General features: G+C 34.0%; 21 protein-coding genes and 3 pseudogenes. 20 read left to right on the forward strand and 4 right to left on the reverse strand.

Translation table 11 applies throughout. From position 1 onward, the window contains the following. Positions 1-23 precede the first annotated feature (23 nt). The 14 genes and pseudogenes from IGI80_RS14385 (at position 24) to IGI80_RS14450 (ending at position 11074) form a co-directional block, all read left to right on the forward strand. A complete protein-coding gene (locus IGI80_RS14385) occupies positions 24-1385 on the forward strand; it encodes an HAD-IC family P-type ATPase (RefSeq protein WP_438724256.1) in 1362 nt (453 codons plus the stop codon). Positions 1386-1389: 4 nt separating this feature from the next. Then, complete coding sequence (locus IGI80_RS14390; protein ID WP_438723952.1) at positions 1390-1563, forward strand: hypothetical protein; 174 nt, start codon at positions 1390-1392, stop codon at positions 1561-1563. A gap of 26 nt (positions 1564-1589) precedes the next feature. Further along, complete coding sequence (locus IGI80_RS14395; protein ID WP_438723954.1) at positions 1590-2033, forward strand: hypothetical protein; 444 nt, start codon at positions 1590-1592, stop codon at positions 2031-2033. Positions 2034-2095: 62 nt separating this feature from the next. After that, entirely contained in the window at positions 2096-3490 is a 1395-nt protein-coding gene (locus IGI80_RS14400) for an MATE family efflux transporter (protein ID WP_438723955.1), read from the forward strand. A gap of 24 nt (positions 3491-3514) precedes the next feature. Beyond that, complete coding sequence (locus IGI80_RS14405) at positions 3515-3964, forward strand: Dps family protein (protein ID WP_438723957.1); 450 nt, start codon at positions 3515-3517, stop codon at positions 3962-3964. Between the two features lie 199 nt (positions 3965-4163). Beyond that, positions 4164-4633: pseudogene (gene tnpA / locus IGI80_RS14410) on the forward strand (IS200/IS605 family transposase). A 1021-nt stretch (positions 4634-5654) separates the two neighbouring features. Then, a complete protein-coding gene (locus tag IGI80_RS14415) occupies positions 5655-6056 on the forward strand; it encodes a hypothetical protein (protein ID WP_438723959.1) in 402 nt (133 codons plus the stop codon). A 74-nt stretch (positions 6057-6130) separates the two neighbouring features. Next, positions 6131-6847, forward strand: coding sequence for a VOC family protein (locus IGI80_RS14420; protein ID WP_438723960.1), 717 nt, complete (start codon positions 6131-6133; stop codon positions 6845-6847). A 63-nt stretch (positions 6848-6910) separates the two neighbouring features. Continuing rightward, positions 6911-7351, forward strand: a complete 441-nt coding sequence (locus IGI80_RS14425; RefSeq protein WP_438723961.1) for an OsmC family protein — start codon at positions 6911-6913, stop codon at positions 7349-7351. A gap of 201 nt (positions 7352-7552) precedes the next feature. Continuing rightward, a pseudogene (locus tag IGI80_RS14430) lies at positions 7553-7738 on the forward strand (transposase); the annotation flags it as partial. A 52-nt stretch (positions 7739-7790) separates the two neighbouring features. After that, positions 7791-8204 carry a hypothetical protein gene (locus IGI80_RS14435; RefSeq protein ID WP_438723962.1) on the forward strand — a complete coding sequence of 138 codons (414 nt, stop codon included), beginning with the start codon at positions 7791-7793 and terminating at the stop codon, positions 8202-8204. Between the two features lie 35 nt (positions 8205-8239). Beyond that, positions 8240-8614 carry a hypothetical protein gene (locus tag IGI80_RS14440; RefSeq protein ID WP_438723964.1) on the forward strand — a complete coding sequence of 125 codons (375 nt, stop codon included), beginning with the start codon at positions 8240-8242 and terminating at the stop codon, positions 8612-8614. A 1120-nt stretch (positions 8615-9734) separates the two neighbouring features. Continuing rightward, a complete protein-coding gene (locus IGI80_RS14445) occupies positions 9735-10463 on the forward strand; it encodes a cytochrome c biogenesis CcdA family protein (RefSeq protein ID WP_438723965.1) in 729 nt (242 codons plus the stop codon). A 56-nt stretch (positions 10464-10519) separates the two neighbouring features. Beyond that, complete coding sequence (locus tag IGI80_RS14450; RefSeq protein ID WP_438723966.1) at positions 10520-11074, forward strand: TlpA family protein disulfide reductase; 555 nt, start codon at positions 10520-10522, stop codon at positions 11072-11074. On the opposite strand, the gene IGI80_RS14455 is transcribed toward IGI80_RS14450, so the two are convergent. Both IGI80_RS14455 and IGI80_RS14460 read right to left on the reverse strand, forming a co-directional pair. Further along, positions 11071-11349: a hypothetical protein gene (locus IGI80_RS14455; protein WP_438723967.1), complete on the reverse strand. Its 279-nt coding sequence runs from the start codon at positions 11347-11349 to the stop codon at positions 11071-11073. The genes IGI80_RS14450 and IGI80_RS14455 overlap by 4 nt on opposite strands. Continuing rightward, positions 11339-11521 carry a hypothetical protein gene (locus IGI80_RS14460; protein ID WP_438723968.1) on the reverse strand — a complete coding sequence of 61 codons (183 nt, stop codon included), beginning with the start codon at positions 11519-11521 and terminating at the stop codon, positions 11339-11341. Before IGI80_RS14460 ends, IGI80_RS14455 begins: the two co-directional genes overlap by 11 nt. A 495-nt stretch (positions 11522-12016) precedes the next feature. Between IGI80_RS14460 and IGI80_RS14465 the strand changes: the two genes are divergently transcribed. Beyond that, positions 12017-13477 (forward strand): LPXTG cell wall anchor domain-containing protein, encoded by a 1461-nt coding sequence (locus tag IGI80_RS14465; RefSeq protein WP_438723970.1) that lies wholly within the window; start codon positions 12017-12019, stop codon positions 13475-13477. A 687-nt stretch (positions 13478-14164) separates the two neighbouring features. Here IGI80_RS14465 and IGI80_RS14470 read toward each other — a convergent pair. Continuing rightward, positions 14165-14593 carry a hypothetical protein gene (locus IGI80_RS14470; protein WP_438723972.1) on the reverse strand — a complete coding sequence of 143 codons (429 nt, stop codon included), beginning with the start codon at positions 14591-14593 and terminating at the stop codon, positions 14165-14167. Positions 14594-15038: 445 nt separating this feature from the next. Continuing rightward, complete coding sequence (locus IGI80_RS14475) at positions 15039-15173, reverse strand: hypothetical protein (protein ID WP_438723974.1); 135 nt, start codon at positions 15171-15173, stop codon at positions 15039-15041. Between the two features lie 235 nt (positions 15174-15408). On the opposite strand from IGI80_RS14475, the pseudogene IGI80_RS14480 reads away from it, so the two are divergent. From IGI80_RS14480 to tnpB, 5 genes and pseudogenes are all read left to right on the forward strand, one after another. Continuing rightward, positions 15409-15606 (forward strand): annotated as a pseudogene (locus tag IGI80_RS14480) (hypothetical protein); the annotation flags it as partial. Between the two features lie 255 nt (positions 15607-15861). Next, positions 15862-19062 (forward strand): LysM peptidoglycan-binding domain-containing protein, encoded by a 3201-nt coding sequence (locus IGI80_RS14485; protein ID WP_438723976.1) that lies wholly within the window; start codon positions 15862-15864, stop codon positions 19060-19062. Positions 19063-19369: 307 nt separating this feature from the next. Then, positions 19370-19558, forward strand: coding sequence for a hypothetical protein (locus tag IGI80_RS14490; RefSeq protein WP_438723978.1), 189 nt, complete (start codon positions 19370-19372; stop codon positions 19556-19558). A 666-nt stretch (positions 19559-20224) separates the two neighbouring features. Beyond that, on the forward strand, positions 20225-20407 hold the full coding sequence (locus tag IGI80_RS14495) for a hypothetical protein (protein WP_438723980.1): 183 nt from the start codon (positions 20225-20227) through the stop codon (positions 20405-20407). Continuing rightward, entirely contained in the window at positions 20397-20750 is a 354-nt protein-coding gene (gene tnpB / locus IGI80_RS14500; RefSeq protein ID WP_438723981.1) for an IS66 family insertion sequence element accessory protein TnpB, read from the forward strand. Before IGI80_RS14495 ends, tnpB begins: the two co-directional genes overlap by 11 nt. Positions 20751-20853 lie beyond the last annotated feature (103 nt).

Here is a 20853-nt window from a genome sequence, read left to right on the forward strand (position 1 = left end):
CCATTACTGGAGAAGCGTATCCTATTCCTAAAAGTGTGGGTGAGGAGATATTAGCTAATACTTTATTAGTGTCAGGCGAAATAGTTGTTTCTATAACAAATAGTATTCCAAACTCAGGTATAACTAACATGATAAAACTTATTAATGAATCTGAATTTAGCTCTTCCATAGAAGAACAAAAATTAGTTAGTTCTGCAGATAAATTAGCTAAATTTAATATTCTTGGAATGTTAATGACTTTTGCTATTACAAGATCAATCTCTAAAACATTATCATTTCTAATGGTTGATTTTTCTTGTGCAATAAAATTATCTACACCTGTTGCCTATTTAACTGCAATAAAAGATGCAGTAAACAATCAGGTTGTAATAAAATCAACAAGTATTTTAGATAAGTATAGTGAAATTGATACTTATATTTTTGATAAAACAGGAACGATTACTACTGCAGATCCAAAAATCAAAAAAGTAATTACTTTTAATAACTATACTGAATTTGATGTGATTAAAATCGGAGCTTGTTTAGAGGAACATGTTTACCATCCAATTGCTAACGCATTGGTAGATGAAGCTGAAAAGAAAGGAATCGTACATGAAGAAATGCATGGTGAGTTATACCATATTGCATCAAAGGGAATACGTTCCTCTATTGACGGAATACCTGTTGTAATTGGAAGCAAGAAATTTATCTTGGAAGAATGTGTCAATATTTATGAGAATCAGAATGCCGTTATTTGCGAGCTAGAAGAACAATTCAATTTATTGTATCTCGGCTATGACAAAGAACTAGTTGCAATATTCGCTATTGATACACCACTTAGGTCTGAAGCGAAAGAAACAATAATACTCTTAAAAAACAGGAATAAGAGAACTATTCTTTTGACTGGTGATACCAAACAAAGGACAGAAGTTGTAACTAGCAATATACCTTTTGATGAAGTAGTTTCAGATTTAAAACCAGAGGATAAGTTTAATTATGTACAACGATTAAAGGTCGCCGGGCAAAAAGTTTTAATGGTTGGTGATGGCTTAAATGATTCCGCAGCGATTGCGTTAGCAGATGTTGGAATTTCTATGGGAGGAGCTTCAGATGTAACTAACCATATTAGTGATATTACACTTCTTTCCAATAATCTACATGATTTGATTTATATTGATTTATTAGCATTTAAATTGTTTGGAAAAATAAAAAACAACTTGAGAATGACTTTTTTTGTTAATGGTAGTTTAATATTTTTGGGCCTGTTTAACAGATTATCTCCTACAACACTAGCTACATTTCATAATTTAACGACATTTTTGCTTGTGGGAAATAGCTTTAAGCTGAATCATTCTAAGGAAAAAGGAGTTGGAGTAAGTAACTTAGAAAATATAGGAGAAGGTTAATTTTATGAAACAATTCATAGATGAAAAGTATGTATCAAATTATTTAGAGGATATTATAACAAAAATCCCTGGCTACAATTTAATGTTTGAACTAGTATTTGATAGCGTTCTCCCAACAGTTATACACGGTAGTGCACCTCAAAATATACTATTGGTTGGAGGGGACTTATCGAAATAGGTTATTTAAAAAATCAGTATCCTTCTGTGCCTTTAACAATAATTGAAGCTAGCAGGGAAATGTTGAAAGCATATCAGAATAGATTAGGAAATAGTAAGGCAGAATTAATTAATGCTAGGTTTGAAGTGTATGAATTAGCTCAACGCTATAGTTTCGGTTTTTCGTTTTTAGTTTTTCATTTTGTAAGTAATAAACGACTATTTTTGAAAAAAATGTATGATAGTCTATTAATTAATGGTTTTTTTATAGTAAGTGTATTCTCTGATTATCATTTAGACTGGTGGAAAGAGTTTTCTTTGTCCAAAGGTGCTGACTCTAATCAAATCGATTTAGCTATAAAAAATGAAAATAACTATATGTATAGATTAGAGTCAGAAGAAGTGAGAAATATGATATTAGAAGCAGGATTTAAAAAAGTTGAAATGATTAGTCAAATATTGTGCGTAGATTTATTAATAGCAACGAAATGAAATTCTAATAAAGAATTTACTGTCAATCCCGATTTTTAAATGTAATTTTGAGAGGTGATAATTTGTCAACAAATGCTTTAAATAATAAAGAACAAGAAAATCGATTTATATTGCAAGGGAATTTGTGGAAAGTGGTTATCAGGTTATCTTGGCCTACTATTATAGCAATGGTAATATACGGCTTTAATCCTGTGCTTGATGCTCTTTTTGTGGGGCAATATGCAGGAGAAATAGCTCTAGCCGGAATATCCCTTGCGTATCCTATAACAGCTATTGTAACTGGGTTAGGATCATTGATTGGAGTAGGGGCAGGCTCTATTTTAAGCATTGCCCTTGGAGCCAACGATACAGACAAGCAAAGAAAGATAATGGGGAATGTCAATGTATTGATTATTTTTTTTACAGTTATATATATGATTGCGGGTCTATTGCTTTCCTCCCAAATGATTCAATTTATGGGAGGAAAAGGCGAAGAATTATTATTGGGAGACCAATACTTTAGAATCACTGTAATAGGTACAATATTTTGGGTATACGGTTTAGCAATCAATATGATTATTCGTGCTGAAGGAAGAATGAAGACAGCGGCATGGATGATGGCAGTAGGACTAATAGCAAATGGTATCTTTAGCTATATATTTATAGCTTTGATGAATATGGGAGTTGTTGGAGCTGCTTGGGGAATAAACATGGGTATGTTTATATATTCTTTTGTGAGTTTCATTTATCTTGTAAAAGGGAAAGCAAGCTTTGAAGCAAATGCGTTAAGTCTTACGTGTGATAAAAAAATTATAGGGGATATTAATCGTCTAGGAGCTTCCTCTTTAATTATGTCAGTAATGACATTGGTTCAAGCATTTGTAGTATTTAATGTATTATCTACTTATGGAACAGTTTCAGATATTGCTTTTTATGGAGTAGTATTTAGAATTTTCCAGTTTTTCCTTACGCCTATATTTGGTTTAATGAGAGCTTTACAGCCAGTGATTGGTATTAATTATGGTGCAAAACAATATGAACGTGTTATCAAATCCTATAAACTATTTGGAGTAGTTGCAATGATGCTTACTATACCACTTTGGTTGATTTCATTAATTTTTCCAAATGAGATTCTATCAACCATGCTAGCAGGGCAAAATTTCGGATCAATTCAATTGAACGAATTTAGAGTTTTTATTTTTATCATACCATTCCTATCCTTTATATTTATGGCAATGACTTTTTTTCCTGCAGTTGATAAAGGCAAACCAGCAGCAATAATTGGGATCGCTCGACAATTCATTTTTTATGTACCAGCTATGCTCGTTGTGCCAAGATATTTTGGTATTGAAGGTATCTACTATGCTTCATTTGGTATTGATGTAATTATCGTGTTATGGACAGTACTGCTTGTGAAAAAAGAATTTAAATTTTTAAGGAATAATAAAATTTGTAAATTAAATATAGACAAATTTTAAACTAAAGCAAAAAGGAGAGTTTGTATGAAATACGATAAAACTACAGTTATATTGAATCAATTGGTGGCAGATTTAAGTGTTTTTTCAGTGAGAATCCATCAGGTACATTGGTATATGAGTGGAGCAGGATTTTTGACGATGCATCCTAAAATGGACGAACTTATGGATCAAGTAAATTATCAGTTGGATGAGATTTCAGAACGTTTGATCACTCTTGATGGGAACCCATGTTCAACTTTGGATGAGTTTATTAAAGAGTCAAAATTGTGTGAAAAAAAGGGATCAAGAGACATCAGCATTAAAGAATATCTAGATTATTTATTGCAAGGATATCACTATCTAGTATCATTATATGGAGAAGGTATAACGATTGCTTGTGAAGAAGGTGACAGTTGTACAGAGGATATTTTCATCGGGCATAAAAAAGGTTTAGAAAAACTTGTTTGGATGCTAAATTCTGAATTAAAAAAATAGATCTAGAGTATAAACACCAACTAAGATGTGCGATATTTTAGTTGGTGTTTTTATTAATGACTTTAGTCAGTTTCGTTCGCGAAGCATACGAAAAAAAGCGCGTTTCTACGCGTGGACGAGACAGCTTTAGCGATAAAAACTTCTTTCGATAAACTAATAAGTGGCTACCTACCGCCCATATTATCGAAAGAAGTTTTCTATGTCATCAAATAACGACAAAACTTTATCACACAGTCGATGGAATTGTAAGTACCATATAGTGTTTACACCAAAGTATAGGAGGAAAGTGGTTTATGGAGAATGGAGAAAAGACATTAGAAGAATTTTGCGTATGCTATGTGAAATGAAAGAGGTAGAAATCATAGAAACCCATGTAATGCCAGATCATATTTGAATGTTAGTTAGAGTGCCATCGAAAATAAACATTTTAAGTTTCACGGGATTCTTAAAAGGAGGAAACGCACACATATCCATGAGCAACATGGAAATTTAGTGTATAAATATGGGAATAAGTGTTTTTGGTCAAAAGGCTATTACGTAAGTACAGTAGGGTTGAATCAGAAAACAAATGCAAAATATATAAGAGAACAAGAAGCAGAGGACCGAATTCAAGATAGCATAAGTAAAAGAGAAACCACGGATCCATTCAAAATGAAGAGAAAGAAATAAAGTAGCGAGCGATGAGCGGCTGGCGGTCTTTTAAAAAGCTCCATTTATGGAGTAAGCGAGTAGGGACCTCTTCTAGAGGTGTTAAAAAGCCACCCGTTTTCACGTGTGGATGGGTTACTTTATTTTTTTAAAATTATAAAAGTGTAAGTGATATTAATTACTACGGATGTTTTTTGTGCCATAAAAAGGGTTGATCATTAAGGGACGACAAAGGTGATGTGAACTACTCACCACTTAGCTAAACCTGACGGTTTTTAACGCTTGAAGTGAAAGCTTCTTGGGAATAGAGCATACTTGATATCGTATTTCTTTACTAACAACGGTGTCTCTTATTTACCAAGCTATCCCCGTAGTTCCTACGGTTCTTGATTTTTTATTATCGTCGGTCGACATACTAACCACACAACGTTATGTTAGATTCAGTTTGGTTTTCACTCTAATCATAATCATTGTTACACTCGCATCGTCACGAATGTCTTCAAGTCTTATAGTTTTACTTGTGGCGCTAACTTGATATTTATTACTCAAGCGCCTTCACACTGGAATCGCACCATCATGCTTGGAATTAAGGTCATTATAGCATTTATTATGTCGGTTTTCGAGTTACCAAAGGTAACCCTCATACCGAACGTCATTCATCATCCACCTATAGAGGATGGGCGACTTCTGCCTGATTTACGTTAAAAAGGTTCTTTACAAAAATAAAACCACTACCCCACCACGTACACATATAAATATTCTTAAAGATTTACTCAAGCCAGAAAGAAATAATATTAAAAATATATACAGTGAAACTACTTTAAATTGAAATTATAAATTAAAATAAACAGATTTTTATTGGAAGTGATTTTATTATAATAGAAGTATCCTCTAAGTTCAGAAAAATCTTCTAACATTTCCTCTTTAACAAGAATTAAGTAGATTTTTACTTATATTACTTAGCTTAAGTTACTGTATTTATGGATGAATTATTGCTATTAGTGCAACTAATAAACATGATTAGATAGAAGGTGAATATTAAGTGAAAGACTATACCGAAGAATTTTTTTTAGTAGAAGCTTGGAATTTTTATAAAGAAAACGATTATTGTCCCACAACAAAAGACTTTATTTGGTCGAAATCTGCATGTAGAAAATTGGGCTCTTGGAATGTAATTTTAAAAAGATCTGGTATTTTTGAAAGTGTCCAACAGCGTTTTTTAAAGAAAAAAATAATTGTATCTGAAAAAAGAAAAAAATATTGGCATGAATTAATTTGGTTAACTCATAATCCTGATTGGTATCTTAACAGGAAAACATTGAAAAGAGTTGAATTGTTAAGCAAACAATGCGAAAAATGTGACAAAGAATTAAAATTTTTAAATTCTTTGAAATCTAATGATATAAGTGTTCTTCTGAAGTGTTTGAAAAAAGAGTTTAATTAGTCATCAATTATTTTGGGTCAGCAATCACAAGCTCAAGGTTATACCACGGCTATTATATCAAAGAGGAGGTTGTTATGAATTTTAGAATTGGACATGTTTTAATAAGATTGAATAATTTGGAAGAAGCAATCAATGATTTTCAAAATCTCGGATATATAGTTACTTATGTTAGTAAATCTAAGTATTCAAGGCATGCGATGATTTATTTTTCTGATCAATCTTTTATTGAACTTTTCTGTGCGATAAATAATCCATTGATTAGAAGAATTATGTATAGCGCTACAGCCTTGTTAAAACCTTTAAATGCCAATCTTGTTAATCGATTTAAACTATACTTGGGGGACGGTAATATAGTAGATTGGGCATTGAACAGTGTTCCAAAAGAAGAGTATGTAAGCAATTTGCTTAAGTTAAAAACAAAATTGAGTCTATCTGATTCTAAATCAATGAAAAGAAAAGACTTAAATAATAATCACATTGAATGGCAACTTTCTTTACCAAAAGATGTTCAAGTTCCTTTTTTTATGAGCGAATATGATCCAGAGGTAAGACACTCCTATGAACATAGCAATGGAGTTTTAGGAATTAAAGATATTTATGTAGAAACAACTAATCGTGATTTAATAGATAAGTTTAAAATGCTTTTTCCAAAGGTAGATTCTGATCAAATCTTCAGAATTAATGATGAACAGCACTTATATGTTACGCAAGGATTTAATAATAGAATTACTAAAATCAGTTTATTCGATTCAAACGGTAAAACATTATATTTAGAAAACTCCATTATTTAAATCTCGAAAACTACAGTATTGTTCATAAAGCTATAAATAATAAAAACGAAGGAGATACTATATATGTCAAAGTTAATTACTAATTGGTATGGAGGAAGAACAGGTTTAGGACAAATTGAAAAGGATACAATTAAAGTGCCTATAGCTATTCCTAAGAAATTGGAGGGGAGTGGAGAAGGATTTAATCCGAAAGAATTATTATGTATGGCTACGGGTTCTTGTTTCTTTTTGACGTTGGTGCACTTAATTGAGACCAGAAAAATTACTATTGAGAAATTAATGATGGAATCCGAGATAATTAAAGATCAGGATAGTTTTAAAATTAAACATGCAGTGACACTAGTTCTAAGTAAGCAAAATTCAATAGATGAAGTCAATTTAGTTAATCGGACCATTGATGTTGCGGAATTAACTTGTGGGATTGGTAAACTAGTGAAAGCTGGTGGGGCGACAATTATGATTGAAAAAAACATTTCAATTAGTGATGAAAATTCGAGCAGATGAGTTACTTCAGAGTTACAGTGGGTTTGTAAATAAAAAATACGGGTTTAAGGATAAATATTGGCTCGCTAAAGAATTGAATGACGTCTGATTGTCAATCCCGATTTTCCAATGTAAAACCTGTGGTTTTTATTACAAAGTCGGTCTTATGCTATCTCAATAAAAAAAACAATTATATTAAATGTAAGCCTCAGCGCCATATACATATCGAATATGGTAAAAGCGCTGAAAAGAGTATCTGCTTGTAGAATGTTCATTGCACACCCAGAGATCAAATCTAGGTTATGGGGTGGTGGGCACTTCTGGAATCCAAGCTACTTCGTAGCGACAGTTACAGAGCAAACAGAAGAGCAAATACAAAATTACATTCAAAATCAGAAAAAGAAGTGAGGTGAGAACGATGGGCTACAAAACACGAGCGAAAACAGTTAGCTAAAAAATTTTGAGTCACACCCTGTCATTAGACCAGACGTTCGAAATATACAATCAAGCGTTATCCTATACCTTAGAAGGGATGTTTCAAGAATTTTCTATGGGCTATGAGGAAAATACAAACGCAACTACGACTGTTGTTGAGAAACTTATCCACCATACTGCAAAAAATCCTCAGCTAAAATATGAAGATTTCAACGTGTTGTTCCCTAAGTATCCCTCTTATATTAGACGTGCCACGATGGCTTCTGCTTATGGTAAATGGTCTTCTTGGCGTTCAAATTATCTCAATTGGGAGAAAGAACGAACAGAAGCGATTGATAATAAGAAAAAGTTCACAAAGAAAGTACCGACTTCGCAATTCGAGCACAATGATTTCCCCGTACTCTATAAAGGGAATATGTATAGCCAACTAGCCGACTGATATGAAATCAAAGTTTACAAAAACAATGATTGGGTTTGAGAAAAAGTGAGTGTTCAAAAAAGACGGACTTAGCAAAACGAGGAATTACAGACTGGAAGCAGTGTAATCCAAAATTAGTTAAGCAAGGTCGTAAGTATTTCTTATCGTTTGCTTATGAGAAAGAAGTTAAACTTCATAAACTAAAAGAAGATAAAACGCGGGTTCTAGCGATTGACCTAGGATTAACGAATAGTGCAGTGTGTTGCGTAATAGATAGTGATGGAGCTGTCTTAGAACGTCTGTTTATCAAACAGACTAAAGAAAAAGACCGTCTATTCCATTTAGTTAACCAGCTAAAAAAAGCACAACGTCAAACTAGAAGTGCCACTTGTTCGAGTCATTGGAACGCAATCAAAGGACTACAAAAATAAATGAAGAATGACACAGCATATCAAATCATAGAATTTGCGACTAAATATAAGGTAAACACGATAGTATTCGAGTATTTAGGTCAAATGCGTGTACCCAAAGGAATGTATGGAGCGAAGGAACTTCATTTCAAATTACATTACTGGAGAAAAATAGGAACTCAAAATAAGGTCGAGGAAATGGCTCATTATTTAGGTATGAGAATTTCACGAGTCTTAGTTAGAGAAACTTCTATGTAAGCGTATGATGGTACCGGGAAAGTTACGCGTTCTGACTGTAAAGACCTTTGCGAGTTTTCAGAAGGAAAACAGTATCACGCTGACTTAAACGCTAGTTACAATATCGGCGCACGATTTTTCATTCTTGCAGCTATAAAACCCTTGTCTGAGAAGAGAAGGTTAGCGCTTGGGGCAAGAGTTCCCGAAGTTCTAGTAAGAACAGAACAAACGTTAAGCACATTACACCAGTTAAATGCTTGTGCACCCTAAGTTTGTTCGCTATAGATTTTTATCCTGTGTGGATAGACTCGATATCAGGAAAATCCTACGAGAGCCGATACTTTGTTTGTCCATGAACCGAATTATTAAGTTATCAAAGTTATATCGCTGAGTGGCGACTTCTTCGATATCCCGTGTCTCAGGCAAGAAGAAACTACATTTGGGTAAAAGGGTTTTAAGTCCGTAAGGACTCAGAACCCCGCGACTTAAGTCGTGGGAGGTTCTGAAGTTTAATAAGGTATTCATTTTTGGTATCATGTTGGGGATTGCTTAGAAGAAACGATTAATAGATTACAAGAAAAAGTCTATAAAGTTAAAAGTAATGGCATCTCAAACTATACTATTTTTTTAAAATTCACGTATTACCTTTTTCTAAAAAATACTTAACGGTAAAGATGATATTAAGACAACAAAAGATATCCTTACCTAGAAAAGTATGTGTTTTTGTATTATTAAAATATTCATATGTGTCGGTTTATGAGATTTGAGATGACTAGTCAGCGACAAACTTATCAATTAGGAAAAATCGTATCAAATACAAATCTTAAGTTCAAATAGCTTGAATTACTAAGTATTGGAGATTATTAAATATTATTTATAAAAATTAAGCTGAATTGAGGTTATTATGATGCCAGAAATAAGTGACTTTTCATTAGTGAGTCTTTTACTAATTTTTTGGGCGGGAATAGCTTCATGTCTATCGCCATGTGTACTTCCAATTTTTCCTATATTTATGTCTTATATTACCGGAATTGCAGTTAAAGATTTATCTGAAGAAAAAGATGTAAAAAAAATTACAATTCTATTGACACATGCCACTATATTTTTGCTGGCTGTGTCTTTGATTTTTATTAGTTTAGGTTTAGGGGCTTCATTTCTGGGAGAATGGTTGCGTTCACTAATGATAGGAAGAGGTGGCGCATTATTTAGAAGAGTAATAGGTATTTATGTGATAATAATGGGATTGTTTCTAGGAGGATGGTTAACCGTGCCTTTAATGATGAAAGAATTTCGCTTTCACTATGAAAGAAGAAAAGTGAGCTATTTTAGTACATTTTTTATTGGCTTAGGTTTCGCTGCAGGTTGGACACCTTGCATTGGCCCGATTCTAAGTTCGATCCTTTTATTGGTAACAAGTCATCCAAATCAAGCAGCTCTCTATATTTTAGTATATATAATTGGTTTTATACTACCGTTCCTGTTATTAACTTTATTTATCGGTAAGACAAAATGGTTAAGCCAACACAGTGGCATAATTATGAAGATTAGTGCAGTTTTGATGATAATAATGGGCTTGGTGCTTGTTCTAGGTGTAGAATCGTTTATCACGAATTATATATCTGAACTCCTTTAATTTAGATAATGAACGAAAATATTGGTTAACTTGACCTTAATAGAAGGATGATAGTATTGAAAAAAATAATTATAGTGCTAATTATATGTTTAGGATTATGGGCCACTTTTGATTTTATTCAATCTGGGGAAGAATCTATTCCAGCTGAACAAGAAAAATCTGTCGAACTAGATAAATCACCTGATTTAACAGGATTAAAAGTGGGGGAAAAAGCACCAAACTTGGAATTAACTACCTTAAACGGAGAAGAAATCAAACTTTCACAATTTATAGGCAAACCAATTGTCTTGAATTTTTTTGCTACTTGGTGCCCACCTTGTAATGATGAAATGCCTGAGATAGAAGATTTTTACAAAGAAAAAGAAGCAATTGTTCTAGGTGTTAATTTACTAAAAACAGAAAAGGATGATCTGGTAGTACGAAATTTTATCGAAAAGTATAATTTAACTTTCCCTATTTTACTAGATGAGCAAGGAAAAGCATCAAATAATTATATGATTAAAGCTCTTCCAACCACTTATTTGATCGATTCGGAAGGAAAGATAGCTTTTAGATTTTTTGGGGGATTAAATTTTGATATGTTAAATGCTGAATTTAGCAAAATTAGTTAAAACGTTACGATAATATTTGGTGAGTAAGGCAGCGAATTTCTTTTTTTGATTTCGGTCAACGAAGCCGTTCTTGATCCAATCGCTTGTATAAAAGAAGGAAACCATCTTTTATACATACAACATTTTGAAACGATCTCGTCTGCCGCCACAAAATAAGAAGACACCATCGTCGTACGCATCCAGATTATACTCATGCTATACGATGGCAGCCAGGCCATCGATTCCTTTCCGCAAACAATAAAGATATGAGCGACTTTTTGATAATCAAGTATCATGAGCCATCAGCTCCTTCAAAACCGTCTGCACAAGATATTGACTCGCGCAATTGTAGATGAAGATGTCATGAATTTCCGCTTTGATTTTTATTCCTATTTTAGCAGGAAGTGCGCGTTTTTCTTGCGGCTGACCCTCGAGCTTAATGGCAACGACCTCTTGTTTTTCTTTCATAAAGCAACCACCTCCGATTTGTACTTGTACTGTCAGTATAGTCGGAAGTGGTTTTTGATTGTAGGTACTCAGTGGTTCGGCGCTTACTTTTAAATAGTGATAGTTCGTTGGTTTTACAATTAAAAAGAGTTAAAAGATTTTAATTATGTATAAGATATAGTATTTTTAGGGCCGAATAAACCAATAGTATAGATAAATAAAAATACCATTAATCATCTTTTTATTTATAAATTAAAGTAATTTCATTCATATAACTACAAAAGAAAATTAAGCAATTCGTTATTATATGTTCTGAATTTACGTTAAATAAAAGAATTATATAGAATCATATATGTTATTTAAATATAAAGGCGATAAGTATATATTTACTTTTTTAAAAGTATACAGGCGATCATAAACTATACAAATAAAATACAATGAATCAGAATAAATATTTTGTGAGATAATCTATTTTGCGAGAAAATTAAAAGAATTTATTATTGGAGGACTGAAAAGGTGAATAGAAGAACACAAGCAAAAAAATTAAAAAAAATCAGAAAGGTAAAAAGAATATCTAATTTATTTATGATTTCTCTACTTGCAGCTGGGACGGGTATCCCTGTTACAATGGTTTTAGCTGATGAATTAGGTGGTAATGAAATAGCTTCAAGTTTAACACCAGCTGACGCTGAAACACTAGCTGACGCTGAAACACCAGCTGATACTGAAACACCAGCTGACGCTGAAACACCAGCTGACGCTGAAACACCAGCTGACGCTGAAACACTAGCTGACGCTGAAACACCAGCTGATACTGAAACACCAGCTGATACTGAAACACCAGCTGACGCTGAAACACCAGCTGATACTGAAACACCAGCTGACGCTGAAACACCAGCTGATACTGAAACACCAGCTGATACTGAAACACCAGCTGACGCTGAAACACCAGCTGACGCTGAAACACTAGCTGACGCTGAAACACCAGCTGATACTGAAACACCAGCTGATACTGAAACACCAGCTGATACTGAAACACCAGCTGATACTGAAACACCAGCTGACGCTGAAACACCAGCTGACGCTGAAACACCAGCTGATACTGAAACACCAGCTGATACTGAAACACCAGCTGATGATGCAACACTTTCTGATAATGCTACTAACGTTTCTGTGAAAGCTCTTAGTGGAGTGATTCCAAAAGGAGCTACATTAGTTGTTTCTTCGCTTAATGAAGGAACTGTGTTTGATAAATTAAAAGTAGATTATGCAAAGTTCTCATTGTTTGATATCTCTCTATCAGACAGCAAAAATGTGAAAGTACAGCCTAACGGTACAATCCAAGTGAGTCTTCCAATCCCTATGGGTTATGATGATGCTAAAGTAAAAGTGTATCACATTGATGAAAATGGGATAAAAAGTGTTATGCCAGGTTCTGCAGAAAATGGTTATTACACCTTTGAAACAACACATTTATCTAACTATGCTCTAGTTGAAGAAGATACAGCAGCAAGCGCACCAGCAGAACCAGGTGCAGCAACAGAACCAGGTACACCAGCAGAACCAGGTGCAGCAACAGAACCAGGTACACCAGCAGAACCAGGTGCAGCAACAGAACCAGGTGCAGCAACAGAACCAGGAACACCAGCAGAACCAGGTGCAGCAGCAAAACCAGGCGCAGTAGCAAAACCAGGCGCAGTAGCAAAAACAGGTGCATCAGCAGAAGCAGGAACACCAGCTAAAGCAGGAACACCGGCAGAAGCAGGGACTCCAGCTAAAACAGGCACAACAGAAGCTGTGAAAGGTTCAGAAAAAGTCACTCCTGTAGCAACGAATTCAAATAAAGTTTCTTCTGGAGAAACGGTGGATACCTTGCCGCAGACTGGAGAAGTAAATACTCCTTGGATGCTATTAAGCGGGGTAGCAGCAATTGTTTTAACCGGATTTGCATGGATTTTAAGACGTAAACGTGCTTAATTTCTGTCTAGCTATTTTTATTTAAGATTTTCTCGCACTAAGGAGTTCTTGTAAAAAGAACTCCTTTTTTACTATAGAGTTTAAAAATCTATAAATTTTCATGGTATACATTTGTTAAACTTAAAGGTTAATCAATAAGGATATAAGACTAGTACTAACATAACGGATAATAATTTATCAACATAACTTTTACAAATATTCTATAGATAGATTCTTCGTTCTTTTAAAGAATAACTATTTACAAAGTAATTGTGATTGAAATGAATGTTTAGTGTTTGATCTTATATTTAATGATTTCATCAATCAATATAGAAACTTTGTAGGTATTATATTCCGTTACAATCTAGCTACGAAATTAATTCATAGAAAGAAGAAAAACAAAATTTATTATATCTTTAACAAAGAAAACTAATTTATATAAAAGCAAAGTATAAATTTTTAGAAGAACCAATGATGATTAAATTTATAGATTACTAGGACGTGTCTTAAAACTATTTTGTTATGATAAAAAGTACTGCAATGTAAACAAATAATAAATAAGAATTTGTTAACTTATCATAGCGAGTGAGGTATTTCTAAAATGTTTGAATATAATTAAAAAACGAACTATGCAAGTTATCTCATACTTTTTAGTATGATAATAATTTGCACAGTTTATTTTTTATAGAAACTTTTTAATAAAGAAGCTCATTTTTTCTCTGTCAAAAATTCTTTCCATTCCTTCGATGCACGCTCATTCGTAACAATGTAATCTAATGAATCAAAACTTGAATTTAAATAAACTGTTTTAAAATCAAATTTTGTATTGTCAGCTAATAAGAAATTTTGTTCTGAAGCAAGGAAAGAATTTCCACTAATTTTTGATTCTTGTTCGTTGGTATCCGTTGGTCCAACAGGCATTGAAAGTCCTGAACAGCTAATAAATGCTTTGTTTATCACATATTTCTTAATTAATTCAGTAGTAATATTACCAACTAAGGCATTTGATTTTGAGTGTAATGTACGGCCGAGAATAATCAAATTTATAATGGAACAATTCATTAAAATAGTCCCATTTGTAATGACTGTTACAGATATTTTTGCTTCTTTTACTAATTTTTCTAGACAATTTCCCATAGAAATCACACATCTCACGATAAGTGAGGTGTAAAATCAGCTCTTTAAGCGTATTTCGCATGACGCAGGCTTTTAGATTACCCGGTACAATAATTTGTGAAACCCTGCCTAAATAATCTAGAGCTCGGTGGTGTGTGCAAATCAACGCTAATCGTTACCTCGGCATAGGATAATTGGCTACACGGCAACGTTGATACGAAAACATAGGCTTTATCGACTCGCCGATATCACAATTTTTGGTCTGGCTTACTAAACCCACCCACTCAACTTCACAAAGCTCTCTAGATTTCCGATGAATAAGCATGATTGCTTTGTATTTAACCGTATAATTTTTGTAATGGTGAAGAAATGAACGGTAAGAATAGGTGGCACGAACTTACATTCGTAAAAGTATCTCAAACTCATAGTGGAATAGCGCAAGGTTCACAATAAGCTTCGCTAACTCTCAATGGATTTGCACAAGATCCATCATGCTATAATTTGATCCTTCAATCGTTTTATGCGAGAAAATGAACGATTCCAACAATTGATCATCCAGTTCCTCCGAGAAAGAGGGAAATAATCCTTTGCCTTTTGTCATTTCGATCTCCTCCCTGACTTTCGGACGAACAGTTCCATACTGTTGGTGATAGCACGAACACTCTGGCCAGCTCCAATATTTTAGAATAATGAATTATAAAAAATCTCCTGTATAAGATATCATCATTATACGATAGGGATTGGCTATAAAATTACGGTTGTACTTTACTTGGCAACGGTTGGTAACATTCGTGTTACTAGATAGAATTTTTATTGGAAGATATTAGGATAGGAGATTTTCTGATTATCAAATAATTACTACTACTATCAAGATAACTAAGGGTAACTTTCGCTTAACTCATCGACTATTTAAATAAATTAATCGCGCTTTAAAGATTAACAACATCAATACGATTACTGTGGAAGCAGTTGAAACAGTAAGAAATAGTTTTGTGATTGATATTTTCCAAACTGGTAATATCTTAAATAGATAATACCAGTTATCTATAGAAACAAGAGACCGTTGAATCCAAAATTCACACGAGGTGATTTCCTTAACAACATTTTAAATATTATGTAAATTTGAAATTTAAGGATAGATTTTCCATCAAAAGTTCAAGCATATATAAACACTTTTAATGAAAATCCTTTTTTTGTCTTATTGAAATTGATAATTATAGAATTTTACTCGCATTACCTTTTAGTATAATTTGATATGTATCAATTGATAACATGAAAGGAGTTTTTCCATGAAAAAATCAAGTGTGAAGACTTTACCTAGCTATAATGAGCCTAAATATCGTGCGAAAATGTATAAAAAAGGGAAAAAATGGCTTATTAAAGGGTTGTTATTCTCAAGTTTAATGCTGGGAGGATTAGCTTTATTAGATACAGAATCAGTCTATGCAGATGAATGGGTAGCAAATTCGGTTGAAAGTATTCAAGCAAAATTGGTAGCAAATCAATCGAGTTATACCTTTGAAGAAGGCGACACATTCTACAACATTTCTTTAGCTGTTAATGTTAAATGGCAAAAATTAATGGAGTTGAATGGCTTTGAAGAGGGGAGTCAATACAATGTTCCGGTAGGAACAACGATCAGTTTTGATGGTATAAAGGTGAAAATCATCGATTCACAGGGGAAAGTGGTGAGTGAAGCACAATTAACGCCAGCAGACAAAGTTGATCCAAATCAAACCTTTGGACAACAAGTGACCGATGTGCCCAGTGATGGTAAAAGTTCAAATGCAACTACGCCGAGTACTGTAAGGAATAATGCTAAAGTTTCTGATGGAAATACTAGTAATATACAACTTTTACCATCAAAAGCTGTAGAAAGTCCAGTTATTAGTAAAGAAGAAATAAGTGGTAAAAAAAATGAATTGAAAGACTTAGAAGATAAACGAGAAGTTTTAGCGACAGAAAAAGCAGAACTTGAAAGAGCAAAACAAGAAGTTGAAGAACTGTTAACTGATAGTATTAACCAGTCAAATGAGTGGCGTATTTCTGCTTTAACCAGTCAAAAATCAGCATTAACCCAAAGGGTTAATGGGTTACAAAACGACCTAGAGGAACAACGGGCTAGGTTGCAAGTTATTGATGAAGAATTAACACAAGCACAGAATGTAAAAAATGAGATTGTGAATCAATTATCAACGGCAACAACAGTTTATCAAAATGCTCAACAAAAGATTGAAGAGTTGAAAACTAAACAATCAGCGTTGAAAAGCCAATTAGCTAATTTACCAGAAGATCAAGTGGAGCAGCGGCAAGCACTAGAAAGTCAGTTAGCATCTGTAGAAGCAATGTTAGAAGTAGCTGATAACTCAGGCAGTCAATTAGCGGAATTAAATGAACGATTAAACCAATCAGACAATCGAATTAATCAATTAATAAATGAAAAAGAAACTAAGCAAAATGAAACTGACCAACTCCAAGAGGAGTTGTCACAAGCTCAGGAACAATTAGCTGCTTTTAATTTACCAGATAACGAGAAAGGTAACACTAAGCAAGAAGCACTAGAACAACAACAACAATTAGCCTCATATAGCCAAGAAATAGCTGCGATTGATACTCAACTAAATCAGTTGAATGAAAAAATAGCTACTTTGATTACGGAAATTGATACACTTGAAAAAAATGATTTAAATGAAAAAAATATTTTGGATGATATTCAATCTAAATTTTTAACCGATGCGAAAGTAGTAGCAACAGCTGCTATTCATGCTTTACTACATTTAAGTTTAAATGAAAAGGAAGAATTTATTCTTCAAGTGAAAAATGCGACGACTAATCAGCAAGTTCTCAATGCATATTTAAATGCAGTTAAACAAAATGAAGAAAACTTAGCAAATGGTAAAGACCTAACGGATGCCCAAGCCTTAACAGATGCAAAAACAGTCGCAAAAGAGGCGATTAACGCTCTAACAAATCTAAGTAGCGATGAAAAAAACGGCTTTACTATGCAAGTCGATAATGCAGGAACAACTGCTGAGGTAGAACAAGCCCAACAAACAGCGGCAACCAAAGATGCCGAGAATAAAGCGGCAGCCGATGCCCAAGCCTTAACAGATGCAAAAACAGCCGCGAAAGAGGCGATTAACGCTCTAACAAATCTAAGTGCGGATGAAAAAACGGCCTTTACTACGCAAGTCGATAACGCAGGAACAACTGCTGAGGTAGAACAAGCCCAACAAACAGCGGCAACCAAAGATGCCGAGAATAAAGCGGCAGCCGATGCCCAAGCCTTAACAGATGCAAAAACAGCCGCGAAAGAGGCGATTAACGCTCTAACAAATCTAAGTGCGGATGAAAAAACGGCCTTTACTACGCAAGTCGATAACGCAGGAACAACTGCTGAGGTAGAACAAGCCCAACAAACAGCGGCAACCAAAGATGCCGAGAATAAAGCGGCAGCCGATGCCCAAGCCTTAACAGATGCAAAAACAGCCGCGAAAGAGGCGATTAACGCTCTAACAAATCTAAGTAGCGATGAAAAAAACGGCTTTACTATGCAAGTCGATAATGCAGGAACAACTGCTGAGGTAGAACAAGCCCAACAAACAGCGGCAACCAAAGATGCCGAGAATAAAGCGGCAGCCGATGCCCAAGCCTTAACAGATGCAAAAACAGCCGCGAAAGAGGCGATTAACGCTCTAACAAATCTAAGTGCGGATGAAAAAACGGCCTTTACTACGCAAGTCGATAACGCAGGAACAACTGCTGAGGTAGAACAAGCCCAACAAACAGCGGCAACCAAAGATGCCGAGAATAAAGCGGCAGCCGATGCCCAAGCCTTAACAGATGCAAAAACAGCCGCGAAAGAGGCGATTAACGCTCTAACAAATCTAAGTAGCGATGAAAAAAACGGCTTTACTATGCAAGTCGATAATGCCGGTACAGCGGATGAAGTAACACAAGCTCAACAAGCAGCGGAAGCCCAAGCTTTAATAGTATTGAATAAAGATTACTTAAAAATAACTATAAAAGGTTTAGGTAGTGAAGCTAAAAACGTTAATAGTAAAATAATAACAGCTAGTGAAGAAAATGATTTATTAAATAAAATTGATAATATCAATAATATGGAAGAGTTAAATAATTTTGAACAAGTCGAACTTCCTTTATTAATAAGCAAAGAAATTCGTAAATTAGGTTTGTCTATATATGGTGTTGAATATACAAAAATCGTTGCGGCTTATACTGATTCTGCAACAGCAACATCGGAAGATGCCAGAAATATTCTTAAAAATTTATATGTAGAATCAATAACAGCTTTATTAGCAGCTTCACCACTAAAAACAAATATAGATCTATTAAATTATTTCAATAACACCAACGCACTGCTATGGCTTGTAGATTTCAACTTAGCTAATAAGTATAAGAATTATGGCATAGCCGCTAACTTTAGAGTAGTATTCTCAGATATAATTAACGTACTAACAAAGCCTTAGGTGTCTGTATGTAAAATTATAAGAATCCTGTTCCATATTTATTAATTAACAGTATCACCTTCCTTACCCAGTTATCCGAAATTGGAGGTATATTATTCGTGCTAATGAGAAAAGAAAGTATCAGAAAAAAACTATGAAAAAATTCTCTTACGATTATCACTTTCTTTAATCGCTAGCAAGAAAGATCGGCATCTTTCTTAAACAAATAGAATAAAAGAAACGCCAAACGAACGGTTGTTTGGCGTTTCTTATTCACTAAAATGATTAATTATAAGTATTTAAAATATAACAGAAAGGAATTCAACTCATGAAACAAACACTTTTAGAAATGGAGTGGCAAAATAGAAAAATTGAGTCACTACGTAAATTGTGTCTACAATACCCGCTTTTAAACATGAATGAGTTAGCTGATTGTTCTCATTTGAAGGTAGAAGATGTTTATAAAATGATTAAAGAGTATGACTTGCCTTACAATTGGAAGTTCCAAAAAGAGTGAATGAACTAGCTAAACAGCTACTAGTCATTTACTAACCAGTAAGTTCTTTCCCTACTAACGATACAGACAAAAATAAAAAAGGTTCTCACTACTAAAAATTTTTACCTAACTAGTTTATAAATACTGAACAATATGTATCACTAGAAATAAAGTTTAGCCAAGGCATGAAGTTCCTTTTTTATAAATAATCATAGGCACTGCTACTTATGGGTTGATTTAAAAATCAATTCATATGCAACATACATGAATAGAACAAGGTACCAGTATAGGTTATCCTTTATTTGATTAGCTAATTTTTTATAATAAGAGTTTAGTTACATTGTAACTAAAGTAAATGGTTTGAAGAATGCTGTTATTTACTGGAAAGAGTGACTAAAGAATGCTGTTGTTGGTTTTACTATCTGACTGGTTTAACTAGCAACATAAGTCTATGAGGTGCAGTAATGAAGACGATTACTCTATAGAAATAAAAAACAGATAATAGAACATTTTTTTGCTTGAATGAAGATGCTTAAAGTTAGCGATTGGTAGACAAGGATAGTCTGTCTTTAACTTTTGTCTCTTCGTTAGATTTAAATAGTAAGCGCCGAACCACTGAGTACCTACAATCAAAAACCACTTCCGACTATACTGACAGTACAAGTACAAATCGGAGGTGGTTGCTTTATGAAAGAAAAACAAGAGGTCGTTGCCATTAAGCTCGAGGGTCAGCCGCAAGAAAAACGCGCACTTCCTGCTAAAATAGGAATAAAAATCAAAGCGGAAATTCATGACATCTTCATCTACAATTGCGCGAGTCAATATCTTGTGCAGACGGTCTTGAAGGAGCTGATAGCTCATGATACTTGATTATCAAAAAGTCGCTCATATCTTTATTGTTTGTGGAAAAACAGATCTAAGGAAAGGAATTGATGGCCTGGCTGCCATCGTCCAGCATGAGTATAATCTGGATGTGTACGACGATGCTCTTTTCTTATTTTGTGGCGGCAGACGAGATCGTTTCAAAATGTTGTATTACGAAAAAGATGGTTTCCTTCTTTTATACAAGCGATTGGATCAAGGACAACTTCGTTGGCCGAGATCAAAAAAAGAAATTCGTTACCTTACGCACCAACAGATTCGATGGTTATTGGAAGGATTGGACATTAATCAACCCAAAGCAATTCTAGCCGGAAAGCGAGGTATTTTCTAATTAAATCAAATAGAGGAGAACGGTTGGAAAACGTTGTTTCCACGCCATTTCTCCTTCTTTTTCTATCTATTTTACGATATAATAATAACATGAAATAGTTTTA

This window comes from Enterococcus sp. DIV1420a (genome assembly GCF_051712165.1).
In the GTDB taxonomy this organism is placed as follows: domain Bacteria; phylum Bacillota; class Bacilli; order Lactobacillales; family Enterococcaceae; genus Enterococcus; species Enterococcus faecalis.

Excerpts from the sequence above, each read along its gene's own strand:
- IGI80_RS14390 (WP_438723952.1), top strand. The coding sequence starts at position 1,390 with ATGAAACAATTCATAGATGAAAAGTATGTATCAAATTATTTAGAGGAT.
- IGI80_RS14405 (WP_438723957.1), top strand. The coding sequence starts at position 3,515 with ATGAAATACGATAAAACTACAGTTATATTGAATCAATTGGTGGCAGAT.
- IGI80_RS14420 (WP_438723960.1), top strand. The coding sequence starts at position 6,131 with ATGAATTTTAGAATTGGACATGTTTTAATAAGATTGAATAATTTGGAA.
- IGI80_RS14425 (WP_438723961.1), top strand. The coding sequence starts at position 6,911 with ATGTCAAAGTTAATTACTAATTGGTATGGAGGAAGAACAGGTTTAGGA.
- IGI80_RS14445 (WP_438723965.1), top strand. The coding sequence starts at position 9,735 with ATGATGCCAGAAATAAGTGACTTTTCATTAGTGAGTCTTTTACTAATT.
- IGI80_RS14455 (WP_438723967.1), bottom strand. The coding sequence starts at position 11,349 with ATGATACTTGATTATCAAAAAGTCGCTCATATCTTTATTGTTTGCGGA.
- IGI80_RS14460 (WP_438723968.1), bottom strand. The coding sequence starts at position 11,521 with ATGAAAGAAAAACAAGAGGTCGTTGCCATTAAGCTCGAGGGTCAGCCG.
- IGI80_RS14470 (WP_438723972.1), bottom strand. The coding sequence starts at position 14,593 with ATGGGAAATTGTCTAGAAAAATTAGTAAAAGAAGCAAAAATATCTGTA.
- IGI80_RS14475 (WP_438723974.1), bottom strand. The coding sequence starts at position 15,173 with ATGACAAAAGGCAAAGGATTATTTCCCTCTTTCTCGGAGGAACTGGAT.
- IGI80_RS14485 (WP_438723976.1), top strand. The coding sequence starts at position 15,862 with ATGAAAAAATCAAGTGTGAAGACTTTACCTAGCTATAATGAGCCTAAA.
- IGI80_RS14490 (WP_438723978.1), top strand. The coding sequence starts at position 19,370 with ATGAAACAAACACTTTTAGAAATGGAGTGGCAAAATAGAAAAATTGAG.
- IGI80_RS14495 (WP_438723980.1), top strand. The coding sequence starts at position 20,225 with ATGAAAGAAAAACAAGAGGTCGTTGCCATTAAGCTCGAGGGTCAGCCG.
- tnpB (WP_438723981.1), top strand. The coding sequence starts at position 20,397 with ATGATACTTGATTATCAAAAAGTCGCTCATATCTTTATTGTTTGTGGA.